Here is a 15,617-nt window from a genome sequence, read left to right as displayed (position 1 = left end):
CGCCCCCCCCCCCCCCCCCCCCCCCCCCCCCTCCTCTCCGTCCACAAACGGTTGCTGGCTCGGCATTTGCGTCGTTCCGCGCCGGATATATCGGATCTTCTACGACCAGCGGTGACAGAAGAAATGCCTTACCGGGAGTTCAGGGACGAGCAGGGGCGGGAGTGGCGGGCGTGGGACACGATCCCTCAGCAGAAGTACGCCGTGGCGCCGGAGTTCTCCGACGGCTGGATCTGCTTCGAGTCGCAGGAGGAGAAGCGGCGCCTCACCCAGGTGCCGGACGGATGGGACTCGGTGCCCGAGGAGCGGCTGTGCCACCTCCTCCGCATGGCGGACCAGGTGGTTCCCAGCCCCGACGGCAGGTCGGACTGACGGCAGAGCGGCAGGGAGGCGCCTGGGGAGCGGCTACCCGCGAGAGGGTCCCGGCCCTTCCGCATCCCGCAGGTCGCGAAATTGGCCGATGCTCACGGCGCCCTCGGGGAACCGGGCGGTGATCTCCAGCTCGCCACCCATCGCCGCCACGTACTTCCGCAGGGTGCTCACGTACATGTCGGTCCGGCGCTCCAGCTTGGAGACGCCGGCCTGCTTCAGCCCCAGCGCGTCGGCAAGCGTTTCCTGCGTCATCCGACGCGCATGGCGCAGTTCCTGGAGTGGCATCTCGGCCAGCATCTCCCCCGTCCGCGCATCGATGCGGGCGCGGCGCTCTGGCGGCATCTTCTGCCGGAGCTCATCGAACTTCCGGGCCATCGCTCTTCCTTTCTTCCAACCCTGCCGCTCGCTCCCCGCGGACGGCTCGGTGCACCGGCAGGACGGGCGCGTACACCGCCGGGCTTATTCCCGCGCGCGGGGACCCAGGAAGGGCGACGACTGCGTGATCCGCTCCAGCCCCTCGTCCCACTTTCCCAGCGCTTCGATCTCCGCGCGGTTGTAGCCCCACATGGAAGCGTTGGTGGCGGTGGTGATCGCCGTGTCGATGCGGGCGATGGCGTCCACTAGCCGCTCGGACGGCGGGTACCTCGCGCACAGGAAGTTCCAGATGGCCTGCCGCAGCAGGTGGTACTCCGTGAAGAGGCTGGCGTCCGGGATCCCCTGGCGGCGCCGGTGCTCGCCGTGCTCCGCCGCGGCCTTCACCGCGCGCCGGTGCGCCTCCACGTCGGGCGGGCTGCAGAGCGAGGCATCCACGAGCTCCACCAGCAGTGTCGCGAGGCTGCCGACGCGCTCCTCCTTGGGCAGGGTGAACCACGGCTGGCTCCGCACCCGCCGCTCCCACTCTGCCAGCACCTCGGGCACGTTCGCCTTGATCTCCTCGCAGATCGCTCGCATGCCGCCGCAAGAGGCACGGCGCGTGCCAGGGAGCGCCGTTTCCTCGCTCGCGGCCCGACCAAGCTGCCGGCCCTACGATTCCCCCGGAACAGACCGCGGCAGGTGGAGCACGAAGCGGCTTCCTTCGCCGGGGGTGCTCTCCGCCGTCAGCTCTCCGTCCATGCCGCGCGCCAGGTCGCGGCTGATCGCGAGCCCCAGCCCCGTGCCCTCGGCGGACCGCGTCAGGTCCGAGCGGACCTGCACGAACGGATCGAAGATCGCCTCCAGCTTGTCTGCCGGGATCCCGATCCCGGTGTCGCGCACCGTGAGCAGGACCCGCTCCCCGTCGGGCTCGCACGTCAGCGCGACGTGGCCTCCCGGATCGGTGAACTTGGCGGCGTTGCTGAGCAGGTTGAGCAGGATCTGCCGCAGCTTCTCGGGATCGGCGCGAACGGCGAGATCCGGGGGGCAGTCGTCGACGACGAGCGTCAGGCCCTTGCTGCGCATCTGCGGCTCGATCAGCCCCTCGACGGTCGCGAGGAGATCGCCCACGTGCACGTCGCCGACGTCGTACCGCACGCTGCCGGTCTCGATCCTGGCGTAGTTCAGCACGTCGTTGATGAGCCCCAGCAGGTGCTGCTGGCTGAGCTGGATCCGACCGAGCGCCTTGCGCTGGGCCTCGGTCACGGGTCCGTGGATCCCCATCTCCATCAGGTCGGTGTAGCCGCTGATGGCGTTCAGCGGTGTCCGGAGCTCGTGCGACATGATCGCCAGGAACTCCGACTTGGCGCGGTTCGCCGCCTCGGCCTCCATCCGCGCCGCTTCGGCCTGCGCGAGCAGCCGCTCGCGCTCGGCCTCGGCCTGCCTGCGCTCGGTGATGTCGCGCACGGACGAGAACATGCGCGTCCCCTCGGCCATCTCCACCACCGTCGGGGTGATCTCGACCGGGAAGGTGGTGCCGTCCTTCCGCCGGTGAACGGTCTCGAAGGGGCGGACCCGCTCCCGGCGCGCTCGCTCGAAGACACTCCTGTACCAGGCGAGCGTGAAATCGGGATTGATGTCCGGGATGGTGAGCGTCCGGAGCTCCTTGAGCGTGTAGCCCAGCCGCTCGCTCATGAGTCGGTTCGCCCACAGGAGGCGGCCCTCGGAATCGAAGAGGGCGTGCCCGTCGTTCGAGTGCTCGACGAGCAGCTGGAACTTCTCCCGCTCGGCCTCTAGTGCACGCGCGGTGACCCTCGACGTGACGTCGAACAGGGTGCTGACGGATCCGCCGATCCCGCCGGTCTCCAGGGGCACCGGGACGAACGTAGCGTCGAAGTAGAGGTCCTCGGTGAATCCGTTCCGCACCAGCGGGTAGCGCGCTTCCGCCAGGTTGACCGTTTCGCCGCCGAACACCCGCCGGAAGACGGGCTCCTGGAGGTGCCGGATCTCCGGCCAGCACTCGTGCGTGGGCATCCCCAGCGCGGCAGGGTGCTTCCGGCCGATCAGCGGGACGTAGGCGTCGTTGTAGACCTGGACCAGCTCCGGTCCCCACACCAGGATCATCGGGAACCCGGAGCCCAGGACGGTGGCGGCGACGGTCTTCAGGCTCTGCGGCCATCCGTCCACCGGCCCCAGGGGCGTCGCGGCCCAGTCCGCCTCACGGCACAGCTGCGCCATCTCGCCGTCGCCGGGGAAGACCGACGGCACCGCGGTGGTAGGAGTGTAGCCCGGCTCCGGCGAAGAACTCATCACAATCGAGAGAGAGGAACGGCCGGTCAGCGTACTGCAAATCTTCCGCCTGCCCGACGGTTGTGATGGTCGCCTCTGCTCTCCGGAAGGGGGATGGGATGTTCACAGGGGTATGTGGGGAGCTGGTGGGATCCGGTGAAGCCACCCCACGCTGGCTCTCGTCGAGGACACGATCCGGGAGCCACTACCCTGGCCGTGCCTCCCGTCGAAGCCCCGCCACGAACGGGACGCTTGCGGCGGGGTGGGACATCCACGCCCCACAATGACCGGCGAGGAGGGCTCCGTACAGGGAGGGTGTCGGAATACGTGCGGGAAATTAGTTTACAGAGTGGACAAGGCGACACGCCGGGTCCGCTTTCTTCCTTCACTCCCCTATCAGGAGCAGTCCCATGCGTATCTCACGTACCCTCCCCGCCCTCGCAGCACTCCTTTTCGCCACCGCCTGCAAATTGGGCTCACCGGACGTGCTTGCGCCGGATGCAGCCTCGGCCAGCTCCACGGCGACCGAGGAGCGCGGCCCTGGCCAGATCGGATCGGGGAATTCCATCGAGACCGGTATGGTTGAGGCAGACGGATCCGGCAACGACGTGACAACCTCCACCGAGACCACGACCGAAGAGCGAGGCGGAGCCGGTCTCATGGGCTCAGGCAACTAACTCACGCCGTGCGAGATGAGGGCGTGCGTGGGACTTTCCGGCGCAGCGTCCCGCCGCGCCCTCATTGCGTTTGCAAACGCGGCAACGAGGTCCGCCGTATCTTGGTCGGCCTGCTGTCGAAGCATGCGATCGCGGTCCTTGAAGACACGCTGCATCGCCTCGTCCGCGATCACCTCGCTGCGGACTGCACCAATGATGGATTCAGCCAGAAGGATCATCTCTCCTTCCTTGCGTTCACGTGCTACCTCAAGGGCTTCCGAGGCGGCAAACGCGGCACGTTCCCATTGACCCAGGTTCCCCGCGCCAAGCGCGATCTGAGTCAGAGCAGCCGAATGACCTTGCCGGTTCATCTGCTGTCTTACCAGAACCCATGTTTCGATCCACATCTGCTCGAATACGTCAGTCCACCCTGCACCAGCCGCTGCTCGCGTGAGGTTTCCGTGGAGCAGCACCCGGAACGGCGGACCCCAGATGTATTCAAGCAGCGCGGTAAACACGTGTGCGGCATTGGTGAACTCGCCGTATCGGTCCATCCAGTACCACGCCATGTCGTTCGCCAACCGGTAGACCTGCCCGTGTCCTGGCCCGTACGCCGCCAGCGCCTGACGTGCGAGTTCAAGCGCAGGCTTGTCCTCTCCCGCTGAAAGGCTGATGACGCACAGATCATACAGCGCGTCGCCCTCCAGCGTCCGCAGCCCGCGCAGCCTCGCCAGCCGGCGCGCGGCCTCGTGGAAGCGGCGCGCCTTCGGAAGGTTGCCGCGCTGGCGGTGCAGGTTGCCCAGGCCGGAGAGCGCCAGCGTCGCCACCTCCCAGTTGCCGGAAGACCGGGCGACGAAGTGCGCCCACTTCAGCCACGCCTCCGCGTCCTCGTACAGCGCCATCTTCCGCGCCACCCGGCCCAGGTTGTAGGCGTAGTGCGCGTTGTCCGGGTACACGTCCTCGGCCGCGTGCAGCAGGCCCACGGCGGTGCGGTACGCCCCCCGCTCCTCCGCCCAGAGTGCCGCGTGATAGCATGCGAGCGCCACCGCCTCCAGCGTGTCGTCGTCCGGCTCCGGCTCGCGCAGCAGGCGGCGCAGCACCCGCAGCGAGGGGCGGAGCCCCGCGTCCACCTCGTCCAGCACCCGTTCGGCGTCCGCCGTCTCCGGGGTGGAGCCCTCCGGCGGCGCGCCGTACCAGCCGCGCACGCGGCGCAGCGCCCGCCAGATCCCCAGCCCCTCGCGCTCAAGGCCTAGGGCGTCGAAGTCGGCGAGCACGTACAGGTACGGGAGCGGGCCGCTCTGGGAGATGCGGATCTTGGCGGGTGTGGGGGGAATGCACCGGGAACGCGGCATGAAGAGGCCGTGGCGGAGGAGGGTGTCCGTTTACGTCCGCAAGCTGGTGCATATTATAGTGGACAAAATGGACACACAAGTGCCGCCGCGTTCGGATGGGCCGAGGGCGGCGCCGCGTGCCCCTACGGGCCGCGCGCCAGCTCCCCTCCCAGCGCCTCCTGCCGCGTCACCGCCCGCCGAACCAGCTCCGAGTACCGCTCCGCCTCCCGCGCCTTCCGCTCGAACGCCTCCGCGCCCCGCTCGTCCTGGCCGTTCTCGCGTACGTGCCGCGCCACGTGCCGCAGCATGAGCATCCCTTCCTCCATGGAGCGGATTGCGCTCCAGAGCGTGTCCTCCATCGAGTCGGACACCGCCGTCAGCAGGCTCTCCATGGAGTACGCGTGCCCCGTGTGGCAGCGGAAGCGCGGGACACCTCCCTCTCCCACGCTCACCAGCACCCCGTGGCACTCGGGGCAGGTGAAGGGGGTGAGCGGGCCCAGCTTCATGACCCCGGCCTGCAGCGCGTTGTCCTCGACGGCGATGCGCGTCTCCACCTCCAGGGCCTCGGACGCGGCGGGCTCCTCTTCCGCGGGGGGCTCCCGCGTCAGGCGCACCAGCAGCGGCGCGAGGTCCGACACCCGGGCCACGCCGTCCACCTCCACGTGGCGGAGGGCGCTGCGGGGCATGGACGGGTACAGGGCCTCCTCCGGGTCCTGCACCACCGCCGCCCCCCCGCGCCGCTTCACCGCCCACAGCCCCGCGGTCCCGTCGTCCAGGCGCCCGGTGAGGATCACCCCCACCACCCGCGGCCCGAAGAAGTACGCCGCGGACCGGAAGAGCGGGTCGATGGCCGGGCGGCTCATGTTCTCGCGGGGGCCGCGCGTCACCCGCACCCGGTCGCGCTCCAGGACGAGGTGGTGGTCCGCGGGGGCCACGTAGACCCGCCCCGGGGCGATGGGCTCGCCGTCGCGGGCGTGCTCCACCGGGAGCGCGCAGTCTCCCTGGAGGATCTGGGGAAGGAACCCGGGCCCGTCCGCCGCCACGTGCATCACCACGAAGACCGACGCGTCCAGCCCCGCGGGGAGGCCGGCGGCGAGGGTGCGCAGCGCCGCCACCCCTCCCGCGGACGCACCGACCACGATGATGTCTCGCTTCAAGGGGAACTCCGTGCCGCGGGGAAAGTACCGGCGGGCTCAGTCTCCGCGCGGCGCAAGATCTGCACCCTCGGCACGCTGGGCGGGTCCGGCGGCCCGCTCCACGGCCGCAGCGTGGGCCGGGTCGTCCAGCGCGCCGCGCGAGAGGCGGAGGACGGCGTCCACCTGCGCCCGAACGGTGCCGTGGTGCCGCTCCGGGAGGAGCGCTTCGAGCTTCCCCAGCACGTTCAGCAGCCGCTTGGGGATGGCCGGGTTCGAGGCGCCGAAGTGGGCGATCTGGTCGAAGGCAAGGCCCAGCGCCCGCTCGAAGGTGGTGTAGCGGGCGATGAAGTGCACCACGCCGTGCTCCGTCCGGCGCGCCCGCGGCGGCCGGCGCGCCCCGAAGGCCAGCAGGATCTCGCCCAGGCGGTCGATGCAGTGCATGGCGGTGGTCGGGTCGTTGATCCCGGGCGAGAGCGCCTTCACCGCGATGTCCGAGATCTCGATGATCCCGAACTCCACGTCCTGCTCCGGCGTGCGCTCCGGCCCCAGCACGAAGGCCGTGCGGACCCCCGCCACCAGCTCGTCGTCCACCGCCTCCGGGGGCGCTACCGAGGCGAGCGCCTCCCCCGCGACCACGAAGTCCCCCATCTGCGGCACCATGGCGATCACCCGCCCCCCACGCTCCCCGAGCTGGAACAGCGCCGCCGAGTCCACCGCCTGGAGGTAGCCGGACTCCGCCGCCGTCACGGGTGCGGAGTCGTGCTCCGGGGGGCGGGGGTCCGGGACCTCCACCTCGTCCGCGTGCCCCACCTGGTCGGGGAAGAGGCGCTGCACGTCGCGCAGCGTCTCCATCGCCACGCGGTCCAGGATGGCCGACACCTGGATTGAGCGCGCCGCGTGGCTGATGAAGAAGATCAGGCAGCCGATGCTCACCATCACCAGCAGCACCGCCCCCGTCACCGCCACCCGGGGGACGAACCCCTCCTCCCCGTCCGCGCCGCCGTAGATGGTGCGGAGCACCAGGATGGTGTATGCGAAGGTGCCGATGAACACCCCCAGCACGAGCTGGTTGGCGCGGTCCGCCGTGAAGTTGCGGAGCACGCGGGGGGTGAACTGGCTGCTCGCGAGCTGCAGCGCCACGATGGTCACGGAGAAGACCACGCCCGTCACCGTGATGAGCCCCCCGGCGATGGCGCTGAGCACCCCCCGCGCCCCCTCCGCGCGCCCGGCGAAGATCCAGGAGGGGCCCAGCTCCGGGAGCAGATCCCCGCCCCGCTCCGCCTCGGTGAGCGCCACCGCAATGCCGGCGGCCGCCAGGGTGAGGACGCCCGGGAGGAACCACAGGCTGTCCCGCACCTTCACCCAGACCATCGTCAGCCGTGCCAGCATCGCGTCGCTCCGCTCGGGGTCCGCGGGGCCGGCGGGGCACTCCGCGTGCCATCCGCCGCGCCGCTCCTCATGCGCCACACTCCACGGGAGGCGCGATTCTCGCGGGCGCGCCGCGGCGAACCCCGCAAACGTCCATCCACCCGCACGAGCCCAGGATGCACAGGCCCTTGACCGACGACGAGCTGGAAGAGATCGAGCAGCGGGCCGAGCGCGCCACGCCCGGGCCCTGGGAGGCCGGGGTGCGCTACGAGCGCTTCGGCGTCAACGAGGGCGTCCGGCCCGGCGAGGGACCCTTTTCCTTCCTCCCGGTGGGGCGGTGCTATCAATGCGCGCAGAGTGGTGAAGCCCCCGTCGCCCTGGAGCGCGACCGCTTCGGGGCCGTGTACCACGTGCACCGGGTGGTCACCGACGCGGCGCGGCCGGCGTCCCGGTGGCGCACCATCTCCAGCGCGGCCACCCGCGAGCTGGTGGTGGAGAGCTACGAGGGGATGATCTCCGCGGGGATCCAGCCCCGGGACGCCCGCTTCATCTCGCACGCGCGGACGGACGTTCCGCGGCTCGTGGCCGAGGTGAAGCGGCTCCGCGCCGCGCTGGCGGCGCTGGACGGCCTGCGGCAGAGCACGGAGGCGGTGCAGCGCACCACGGCCGCCCTGCGGGAGGAGGCGCAGCGGCTCAGGGTAGAGCGCGACGAGACGCTGGCGGCGATGCGCCGCACGCGCGGCGAGCTGCAGGCGGTCGGGCGCTTCTCCGCCGGCCCGAACGGCGCGCGCAGGGGAAGCAACTGAGCCGGGGATCTCTTCCTGATCGGATTTGTATCTACGACAGACCGGAATGAATCCCGGACTTCAGGAATTCAGCGGGTCCTATGAGGCGTTCGACTGGGATGAAGCGAAGCGTCTCCGGACCCTCGAAGAGCGCGGAATCGATTTCGCCGATGTCGCGCGCTTCTTCTTCGGCCGCGTGCCCTTCTACCGGAGGCGCGCCGACCGGCAGGGGGAAGAGAGATGGCAGGCCTTCGGGCCTCCCTGGGATAAAGAAGCAGGCATAGAGCTGCTGTCCGTCGTATACACCGAAAGGGACGATGGCTCGCTCTGCTGGATCGTCTCCGCGCGTGCAGCGAGTGCAAAGGAACGGGAGAACTACCATGCCGAGTTACAAGCGAGATGAGCTGCCGGAGGGGCGCACCGACTGGGCTCGTGTCCGCTCCATGCCGGACGAGGAGAAGCAGGCGATCGCGGAGTCGGACACGGACAACCCCCTCTGGACGCGCGAAGCGTTCGAGGAGGCGGAGCTGGTTCTGCCTGGAGGACACAACCAGGTCTACGTCTCCATGCGAGTGGACCAGGAGGTGCTGGATGCCTTCAGGGCGGCTGGGCCGGGCTACCAGACCCGCATGAGCGACGTTCTGCGTAGCTGGGTGCGCGGGGAGCTGCGGCCCGTGGAGCGGCACGATCGCGTCGAGCGCCTCCCCGACAGCGCACACGGCAGATGAGGTTTACGTCGCGAGACGTCCGGCGCGCCGCTCAGGTGTAGGCCGGCTGCGCCTCGCCCCCCCGCTCGGCCTCGTCGCTGGTGCCGCCGTCCAGCAGGACTCCGCGGATCAGCTCCGCCCGCGACCTGGCGTCCTCCTCCTCGTGCCGGTACCGCGCGGCCAGCTGCGGATGGCCGCGCCGCTCCATCCGCTCCGCCATCCCGTGGGCGAGGGAGGCGCGCTCCTCCAGCGCCTGGAGGGCGGCCCAGAGGGCCGCCTCCATGGCGGTCGCCTGCTCCGACAGCAGCGTCTCCGGCGAGAAGGCGTGCCCCACGCGGCAGCGGTAGCGCACCAGCTCGCCCTCCTGCAGCGCCCAGAGCGCGCCGTGGCACTCCGGGCAGGTGTAGCCGGAGGGGGAGCCCGCCCGGTCGTCGCCCGGGGCATGCGCTTCGATCTCCACGGGATCGGGCCCTTCTCGGGTGTGGTCGGGCACGTCGCCTCCTGGTGGCTGCATCGCCTCCGTGTTCGCCAGGCGCGCCAGGAGCGGCGCGATCCCGGCCAGCGGGAGCACGTGGTCCACCTCCACGTTCTCCACGGCGCTCCGGGGCATCCCGGCGAACAGCGCCTCTTCCGGGTCCTGCGCCACGGCCACCCCGCCCCGCTCCCTGACGTGGTGGAGCCCGGCCGTGCCGTCGTCCAGCATCCCCGAGAGCACCACCCCCACCACCCGCGCGCCGTACGCCGCCGCCGCCGTGCGGAAGAGCGGGTCCACGGCCGGGCGGGCGCCGTTCTCGCGCGGGCCGCGCACCAGGCGCACGAAGCCGCGCTTGACCAGCAGGTGCCACCCCGGCGGCGCCACGTACACGCGGCCGGGCTCGATCCGGTCGCCGTCGCGCGCGTGCGAGACGCGCAGCGCGGTGCGCCGGCCCAGGATGGCGGGGAGCGCGCTGGTCCCCCGCTCCGGCACGTGGAGCACCACGAAGAAGCTGGCCGGGGTGTCCGCCGGGAGGAGGGAGAAGAGCTGCACGAGCGCCTCTACCCCCCCGGCCGACGCCCCGATCACGACGACGTCATGTCCCTGCACGTTCCCCCCATGGTCTGACACGGCCGCGCGCACGTGCCCCCCTCCAGCAGGGCACGTGGCGTGCCGCGGCGGCAAGCCATCCGTTCCGTCCTTGACTGCCCCGCCCCGCGCGCAGAGTATTTACATACCCTGAACGGTCCGCACCCTCTGCGCGCCGTCTCCCGGACCTCCGCGACGTCGAATGACTGCACCGGAAACCGACGCCTCCTTCGAGGCCCTCCTCGAGTACCTCAAGACCGACCGCGGCTTCGACTTCACCGGGTACAAGCGCTCCACCCTGCTGCGGCGCACCCGCAAGCGGATGGAGGAGGTGGGGATCGGCGGCTTCGACGAGTACCGCGGCTACCTGGAGGCCCATCCGCAGGAGTTTCCCCAGCTCTTCAACACCGTCCTCATCAACGTCACCGGCTTCTTCCGCGACCCGGAGGCGTGGGATGCGCTGGCGCGCGAGCTCCGCGCCCGCCTGGACGCGGGCAAGCGCGCGGGCGAGCCCATCCGCGTCTGGAGCGCCGGGTGCGCCTCCGGCGAGGAGCCCTACACCCTGGTGATCCTCCTGGCCGAGATGCTGGGGATGGAGCGCTTCCGCGAGCAGGTGAAGGTGTACGCCACGGACATGGATGAGGAGGCGCTGGCGCACGCGCGCCAGGGGAGCTACACGGAGGAGGAGCTGGAGGGCGTCCCCGCCGAGCTGCGGGACCGCTACTTCGACCCCTCCGGCGGCCGTTACGTCCTGCGCGCGGACCTGCGGCGCTTCGTGATCTTCGGGCGCCACGACGTGGTGCAGGACGCGCCCATCTCGCACCTGGACCTCCTGGTGTGCCGGAACACGCTCATGTACTTCAACGCCGAGGTGCAGGGGCGCATCATGAGCCGCTTCCACTACGCGCTGAACGACCGGGGGCTGCTCTTCCTGGGGAGGGCGGAGATGGGGCGCGCGCACGGCAGCCACTTCGCGCCGGTGGACCTCAGGGCGCGCATCTTCGAGAAGGTCCCCCGGGCCGGCCTGCGCGACCGGCTCCTGGCGCTCGGCCGCCCGGAGGCGTCGGCCGCCGGGGCGCGGACGGCGCACCAGCTCCGGCTCCGCGAAGCCGCGCTCGACGCGGACCCGGTGGCTCGCGTCCTGGTGGACGTGGGCGGCGCCGTCGTCTCCGCCAACACCGCGGCGCGGCGCCTGTTCGCCCTCACCGCGGACGACACGGGGCGTCCGCTGCAGGACCTCACCTTCTCCTACCGCCCGGTGGAGCTGCGCTCCCGGATCGAGCAGGTGTACTCCGAGAGGAGGCCCGTGCACGTGCCGGGGGTGGAGTACCCCACGGCCGAGGGGGAGCTGCGCACCTTCGACGTCCACGTCCTCCCGCTCCTGGCGGACGACCGCCTGCTGGGGGTGAGCGTCGCCTTCAGCGACGTCACCGAGCACCACCGGCTCCGCGTCGAGGTCGAGGAGGCCAACCAGGAGCTGGAGACGGCCTTCGAGGAGCTGCAGAGCACCAACGAGGAGCTGGAGACCACGAACGAAGAGCTGCAGAGCACCGTCGAGGAGCTGGAGACCACGAACGAGGAGCTGCAGAGCACCATCGAGGAGCTGGAGACCACGAACGAGGAGCTCCAGTCCACCAACGAGGAGCTGGAGACCATCAACGACGAGCTGCACCGCCGCACCGGCGAGCTGAACGTCGCCACCGCCTACGTCGACTCCATACTGGGGAGCCTGCGGGTGGGGGTGGCCGTGCTCGACCAGGCGTCGGGCATCCGCCTGTGGAACGGGAGGGCCGAGGAGCTGTGGGGGCTCCGCGCCGACGAGGTGGAGGGCACCGCCTTCCAGAGCCTGGACATCGGCCTCCCCGTGGAGCGGCTCAAGGCGCCGATCCGCGCCTGCCTGGAGGAGCGCTCCGAGTTCCAGGAGGTGGTGCTCGACGCGGTGAACCGCCGCGGGCGGCCCATCCGCTGCAGGATCACCTGCGTCCCGCTGGCGGGCCCGGAGGCCGAGGCGCGCGGGGTGGTGGTGCTGATGGAAGAGTGGATGGGGACGGCCGCGGAGGCGTGAGCGGCCGGCCGGTGCGGGCTTTGCAATCACCGAACGGTGTTTGGCTCCACATCCCACCCGTGGGCGGAAGCGCATGCAGTCCGACGACATCGTGAGGCGCCAGATCCGCTCCGCGCAGCGGCGGATGGAGGCGCTCGCCCGGAGCACCCGCGAGGCCCCCCCGGAGGCGCACGCGTTCGTGGACAGCGCCCTCCACGAGCTGCAGACGGCCATGGAGGAGCTGCGGGTCACGGAGGAGGAGCTGCGGCAGCAGAACGAGGCGCTGGCCGCCTCGCGCGAGGCGCTGGAGACGGAGCGCGAGCGCTACCGCGACCTCTTCCACTCCGCCCCGGACGCCTACCTCGTCACCGACTGCGCCGGGGTGATCCGGGAGGCGAACCGGGCAGCCGCGGCGCTGCTGGGCGTGGCCGAGACGCGCCTGGCGGGGAAGCCGCTCGCCCTGTTCGTGGACGCGGAGCACCGCCGCGACTTCCGCGCGCGCCTCGCGCAGCACCCCGCCGGGGGCGGGGTGCAGGAGTGGGAGTTCCGCATCCGCTCCCGCGGGAGCGAGGCAGTGGACGCCTCGTGCACGGTGGGGCTGATCCGCGACCGTGCCGGCGGGGTGGAGGGGCTCCGCTGGCTGCTCCGCGACGTGACGGAGCGGAGGCGCCTGGAGACCGAGCGCGCCGCCCGCGCCGCGGCGGAGACGGGTCGCGAGCGGGTGGAGGCCATCCTGGAGAGCATCGCCGACGGCTTCCTGGCGCTGGACGCCGACTGGCGCTTCGCCTACGTGAACCGGGCCGCCGAGTTCCTGCTGCAGCGGGACCGCGCCGAGCTGCTGGGGAAGACCTTCACGGAGGCGTTCCCCGACGACGTGCGGCGCGTGGGCGCGGAGCTGGAGCGCGCCCGCCGCGAGCACGACGTTGCCGAGTTCGAGGAGTTCCACCCCTCGCTGGGCTCCTGGCTGGAGTACCGCGCCTTCCCCGCGGACGGCGGGCTCACCCTGTACGTGCGCGACGTCACCGACCGCCGGGTGGCCCAGGAGGAGCTGCGGACCAGCGAGGAGCGCCAGCGGGTGGCGCTGCGCGCGGCGCGCATGGCGCACTGGGACTGGGACCTCCGGAGCGGCGTGGTGCACTGGAGCCCGGAGCACAACCGGATGATGGGGCTCCCCGCCGGGCAGTCGAGGGGGAGCTACGAGGCGTTCATGGAGCGCGTCCACCCCGACGACCGCGAAGCGCTGGCGGAGACGCTCCGGCCCGCGCTGGAGGCCGGCGAGGACTTCGCGACGGAGTTCCGGGTGGTGCACCCGGACGGCCGGCGCCGCTGGATCGCCGGGTACGGCCGCCCCCTCCCCGGCGAGGACGGCCGCCCCGCGCGCATGGTGGGGGTGGTCCGCGACGTCACCGAGCGCAAGGAGGCGGAGGAACGGGACCGCTTCCTGGGCCGCGTGAGCGACGTGCTGGCGTCCTCCCTGGACTACCGCAGCACCCTGCAGACCCTGGCGACGCTCTGCGCCGGGTCGCTGGCGGACTACTGCCTGGTGCAGGTGGAGGAGAAGGGCGAGCTCCGGGCGCCCGGGGTGGCCCACGCGGACCCGGCGCGCGCGGAGATCCTGCGCGGGATGATGCGGCGCTTCCCGGTGGACCCGGCCGGCCCCCACCCCGCGGTGCGCGCCATCCGCACCGGGGAGCCGCAGCTCCTGGCGGAGGTCCCCCCCTCGCTCCTGGCGGAGGTCGCCGGGTCGCCGGAGCACCTGGAGATGCTCCAGGACCTGGGGCTCACCTCGGCCATCGTGGTCCCGCTGCAGGCGCGGGGGCGCACGCTGGGCGCCATCAGCCTGGCCCGCACCGGCGGCGCGCCGTACGGCGCCGGGGAGCTGGCGGTCGCGGAGGAGGTGGCGCGCCGGGCCGCGCTCGCTGTGGACAACGCCCGTCTGTACGAGGAGGCGCGGCAGGCCGCCCGCGCCCGCGACGAGGTGCTGGCGGTGGTCTCGCACGACCTGCGCAACCCGCTGCACGCGGTGCTCCTGGCCGCCACCATCCTGGAGGACCTGACCCAGCCCGGGCAGTGGACGGAGCGCGACCTGAAGCAGCTCCACGTGATCCGCCGCTCCGCCGAGCAGATGACCGGGCTGATCCAGGACCTGGTGGAGGTGATCGCCCTGGAGCAGGGCGCCCCCGCGCTGCACCTGGCGCGGCTGGACGCGGCGGCGCTCCCGGCGAGCGTGGGGGAGCTGTTCCACGCGCAGGCCGAGGAGCGCGGGATCCACCTGGTGGTGGAGACCGCGCCGGGCCTCCCCCCGGTGGAGGCCGACCGTGGCCGGGTGCTGCAGGTGTTCTCCAACCTGGTGGGGAACGCGCTGAAGTTCACTCCCTCGGGAGGAACGGTCACGGTGCGCGCCGAGGCGGCCGAGGGCCGGGTCCGCTTCTCCGTATCCGACACCGGTCCGGGGATCCCCCCGGAGCACCTCCCCCGCCTCTTCGACCGGTTCTGGCAGGCGGACCGCAGCCGCGCGGGCGGCCTGGGGCTGGGGCTCGCCATCGCGCGGGGGATCGTGGAGGCGCACGGCGGGAAGATCGAGGTGGAGAGCGCTCCCGGAGAGGGGACCACCTTTTCCTTCACCCTCCCGGCCCTTCCCTTCTAGAGCGTGGTGTTCGCGCGTTGCCCCGCAGCTCGCCGTCGTGGCCCACAACGGCGAGCAGGCCCGATCACGTGTGGTCGGGCTTGTTTATTTATGGCAGTGCCTCCATATTCCACCAATGCCGCAGCGCCGGAAGGATCTCAAATTCATCGGGTCATCCAAGCGCGACCTGCAGCAGATGCCCGCCGACGTCCAGGACGTCTTCGGCTCCTCGCTCCTGGATGCGCAGTACGGCGACACCCCCTACGGGGCGCGAGCCTTCGGTGAGGGCCTGCCCAGCCAGATCATGAAGATCGCGGAGGACTTCGAGCGCGACACCTACCGCGCCGCCTACACGGCCGCATTTCCCGAATGCGTCTACGTACTCCACGTCTTCAAGAAGAAGTCGAAGAGCGGAATCGCCACCCCGAGGGCCGACAAGGAGCTGATCCTGGCCCGCTTCAAGCGGGCTCGCGCGCATTACGAGGAGCACTACGTGAAAGCCCGGAGGGCCGAATGAGCGACGACCTGACCGTCCACGACAGCTCTGGCAACGTCTTCGAGGACATGGGAATGCCCGAGGTGAGCCTCCGCCTCGCAAAGGCCGAGCTCGCGCGTGCCATCCGGAACGTGCTCAGGGAGCGCGATCTCACCCAGACGGAGGCGGCACGCATCCTGGGCGTGACACAGCCCGACGTGTCCAACCTGCTCCGGGGGAAGCTCGCCCGCTTCAGCGAGAAGAAGCTCGAGGATTTCCTGCTGAGGCTCGGGATGGATGTCACCGTGAGGATCACCCCCTCCCGGTCAGAGCACGGCCGGCGCCTCGTGGAGATCGGGTAACCACGAGCCGCACCGGCCCACCAACCAAGAGCGCCGCCCCGGACCTGGCCGGGGC

General features: G+C 71.3%; 15 protein-coding genes. 8 read left to right on the top strand and 7 right to left on the bottom strand.

What is annotated here, in order from left to right; translation table 11 throughout:
• The first annotated feature begins 123 nt into the window (after positions 1-123).
• Positions 124-369: a hypothetical protein gene (locus VGR37_17835; protein HEV2149268.1), complete on the top strand. Its 246-nt coding sequence runs from the start codon at positions 124-126 to the stop codon at positions 367-369.
• 33 nt (positions 370-402) lie between these two features.
• Here VGR37_17835 and VGR37_17830 read toward each other — a convergent pair whose 3' ends face one another.
• From VGR37_17830 to VGR37_17805, 6 genes are all read right to left on the bottom strand, one after another.
• Positions 403-744, bottom strand: coding sequence for an XRE family transcriptional regulator (locus tag VGR37_17830; protein ID HEV2149267.1), 342 nt, complete (start codon positions 742-744; stop codon positions 403-405).
• A gap of 84 nt (positions 745-828) precedes the next feature.
• A complete protein-coding gene (locus VGR37_17825; protein ID HEV2149266.1) occupies positions 829-1,320 on the bottom strand; it encodes a hypothetical protein in 492 nt (163 codons plus the stop codon).
• 72 nt (positions 1,321-1,392) lie between these two features.
• Positions 1,393-3,030, bottom strand: coding sequence for a PAS domain-containing sensor histidine kinase (locus VGR37_17820; protein ID HEV2149265.1), 1,638 nt, complete (start codon positions 3,028-3,030; stop codon positions 1,393-1,395).
• A gap of 652 nt (positions 3,031-3,682) precedes the next feature.
• On the bottom strand, positions 3,683-4,939 hold the full coding sequence (locus VGR37_17815; GenBank protein ID HEV2149264.1) for a hypothetical protein: 1,257 nt from the start codon (positions 4,937-4,939) through the stop codon (positions 3,683-3,685).
• 200 nt (positions 4,940-5,139) lie between these two features.
• Positions 5,140-6,153, bottom strand: a complete 1,014-nt coding sequence (locus VGR37_17810; GenBank protein HEV2149263.1) for a chemotaxis protein CheB — start codon at positions 6,151-6,153, stop codon at positions 5,140-5,142.
• 36 nt (positions 6,154-6,189) lie between these two features.
• Positions 6,190-7,521, bottom strand: a complete 1,332-nt coding sequence (locus VGR37_17805; GenBank protein ID HEV2149262.1) for a DUF2254 domain-containing protein — start codon at positions 7,519-7,521, stop codon at positions 6,190-6,192.
• Between the two features lie 155 nt (positions 7,522-7,676).
• Here VGR37_17805 and VGR37_17800 point away from each other — a divergent pair, with 155 nt between their 5' ends.
• Genes VGR37_17800 through VGR37_17790 form a run of 3 tightly spaced genes read left to right on the top strand, consistent with a single transcriptional unit; the run spans position 7,677 to position 9,013 of the window.
• Positions 7,677-8,306, top strand: a complete 630-nt coding sequence (locus tag VGR37_17800; protein HEV2149261.1) for a hypothetical protein — start codon at positions 7,677-7,679, stop codon at positions 8,304-8,306.
• A gap of 46 nt (positions 8,307-8,352) precedes the next feature.
• The gene (locus VGR37_17795) at positions 8,353-8,688 is read left to right on the top strand and encodes a BrnT family toxin (GenBank protein HEV2149260.1); all 336 of its coding nucleotides are present in this window, start codon (positions 8,353-8,355) and stop codon (positions 8,686-8,688) included.
• Complete coding sequence (locus VGR37_17790) at positions 8,666-9,013, top strand: BrnA antitoxin family protein (protein ID HEV2149259.1); 348 nt, start codon at positions 8,666-8,668, stop codon at positions 9,011-9,013. Before VGR37_17795 ends, VGR37_17790 begins: the two co-directional genes overlap by 23 nt.
• Before the next feature lie 31 nt (positions 9,014-9,044).
• Here the strand turns inward: VGR37_17790 and VGR37_17785 are convergent, their stop codons facing one another.
• Positions 9,045-10,076 (bottom strand): chemotaxis protein CheB, encoded by a 1,032-nt coding sequence (locus VGR37_17785; protein HEV2149258.1) that lies wholly within the window; start codon positions 10,074-10,076, stop codon positions 9,045-9,047.
• A 181-nt stretch (positions 10,077-10,257) separates the two neighbouring features.
• Here VGR37_17785 and VGR37_17780 point away from each other — a divergent pair, with 181 nt between their 5' ends.
• The 4 genes from VGR37_17780 to VGR37_17765 all read left to right on the top strand — a co-directional run bounded on the left by VGR37_17780 (position 10,258) and on the right by VGR37_17765 (position 15,562).
• Positions 10,258-12,120 carry a CheR family methyltransferase gene (locus VGR37_17780; protein ID HEV2149257.1) on the top strand — a complete coding sequence of 621 codons (1,863 nt, stop codon included), beginning with the start codon at positions 10,258-10,260 and terminating at the stop codon, positions 12,118-12,120.
• Between the two features lie 73 nt (positions 12,121-12,193).
• Positions 12,194-14,746 (top strand): PAS domain S-box protein, encoded by a 2,553-nt coding sequence (locus VGR37_17775; GenBank protein HEV2149256.1) that lies wholly within the window; start codon positions 12,194-12,196, stop codon positions 14,744-14,746.
• A 175-nt stretch (positions 14,747-14,921) separates the two neighbouring features.
• Positions 14,922-15,242: a type II toxin-antitoxin system RelE/ParE family toxin gene (locus tag VGR37_17770; GenBank protein ID HEV2149255.1), complete on the top strand. Its 321-nt coding sequence runs from the start codon at positions 14,922-14,924 to the stop codon at positions 15,240-15,242.
• Positions 15,239-15,562, top strand: coding sequence for a helix-turn-helix transcriptional regulator (locus VGR37_17765; GenBank protein ID HEV2149254.1), 324 nt, complete (start codon positions 15,239-15,241; stop codon positions 15,560-15,562). Before VGR37_17770 ends, VGR37_17765 begins: the two co-directional genes overlap by 4 nt.
• The last annotated feature ends 55 nt before the right edge of the window (positions 15,563-15,617 follow it).

The organism is Longimicrobiaceae bacterium (assembly GCA_035936415.1).
Classification (GTDB): Bacteria; Gemmatimonadota; Gemmatimonadetes; order Longimicrobiales; family Longimicrobiaceae; genus JAFAYN01.
The sequence above is the reverse complement of the archived record's forward strand: the minus strand, read 5'-3'. Positions and strand labels throughout refer to the sequence as shown.

Bases quoted from the DNA above. Each gene is read 5' to 3' on its own strand.
- VGR37_17835 (HEV2149268.1), top strand. From the start codon at position 124: ATGCCTTACCGGGAGTTCAGGGACGAGCAGGGGCGGGAGTGGCGGGCG.
- VGR37_17830 (HEV2149267.1), bottom strand. From the start codon at position 744: ATGGCCCGGAAGTTCGATGAGCTCCGGCAGAAGATGCCGCCAGAGCGC.
- VGR37_17825 (HEV2149266.1), bottom strand. From the start codon at position 1,320: ATGCGAGCGATCTGCGAGGAGATCAAGGCGAACGTGCCCGAGGTGCTG.
- VGR37_17820 (HEV2149265.1), bottom strand. From the start codon at position 3,030: ATGAGTTCTTCGCCGGAGCCGGGCTACACTCCTACCACCGCGGTGCCG.
- VGR37_17805 (HEV2149262.1), bottom strand. From the start codon at position 7,521: ATGCTGGCACGGCTGACGATGGTCTGGGTGAAGGTGCGGGACAGCCTG.
- VGR37_17800 (HEV2149261.1), top strand. From the start codon at position 7,677: ATGCACAGGCCCTTGACCGACGACGAGCTGGAAGAGATCGAGCAGCGG.
- VGR37_17795 (HEV2149260.1), top strand. From the start codon at position 8,353: ATGAATCCCGGACTTCAGGAATTCAGCGGGTCCTATGAGGCGTTCGAC.
- VGR37_17790 (HEV2149259.1), top strand. From the start codon at position 8,666: ATGCCGAGTTACAAGCGAGATGAGCTGCCGGAGGGGCGCACCGACTGG.
- VGR37_17780 (HEV2149257.1), top strand. From the start codon at position 10,258: ATGACTGCACCGGAAACCGACGCCTCCTTCGAGGCCCTCCTCGAGTAC.
- VGR37_17775 (HEV2149256.1), top strand. From the start codon at position 12,194: ATGCAGTCCGACGACATCGTGAGGCGCCAGATCCGCTCCGCGCAGCGG.
- VGR37_17770 (HEV2149255.1), top strand. From the start codon at position 14,922: ATGCCCGCCGACGTCCAGGACGTCTTCGGCTCCTCGCTCCTGGATGCG.
- VGR37_17765 (HEV2149254.1), top strand. From the start codon at position 15,239: ATGAGCGACGACCTGACCGTCCACGACAGCTCTGGCAACGTCTTCGAG.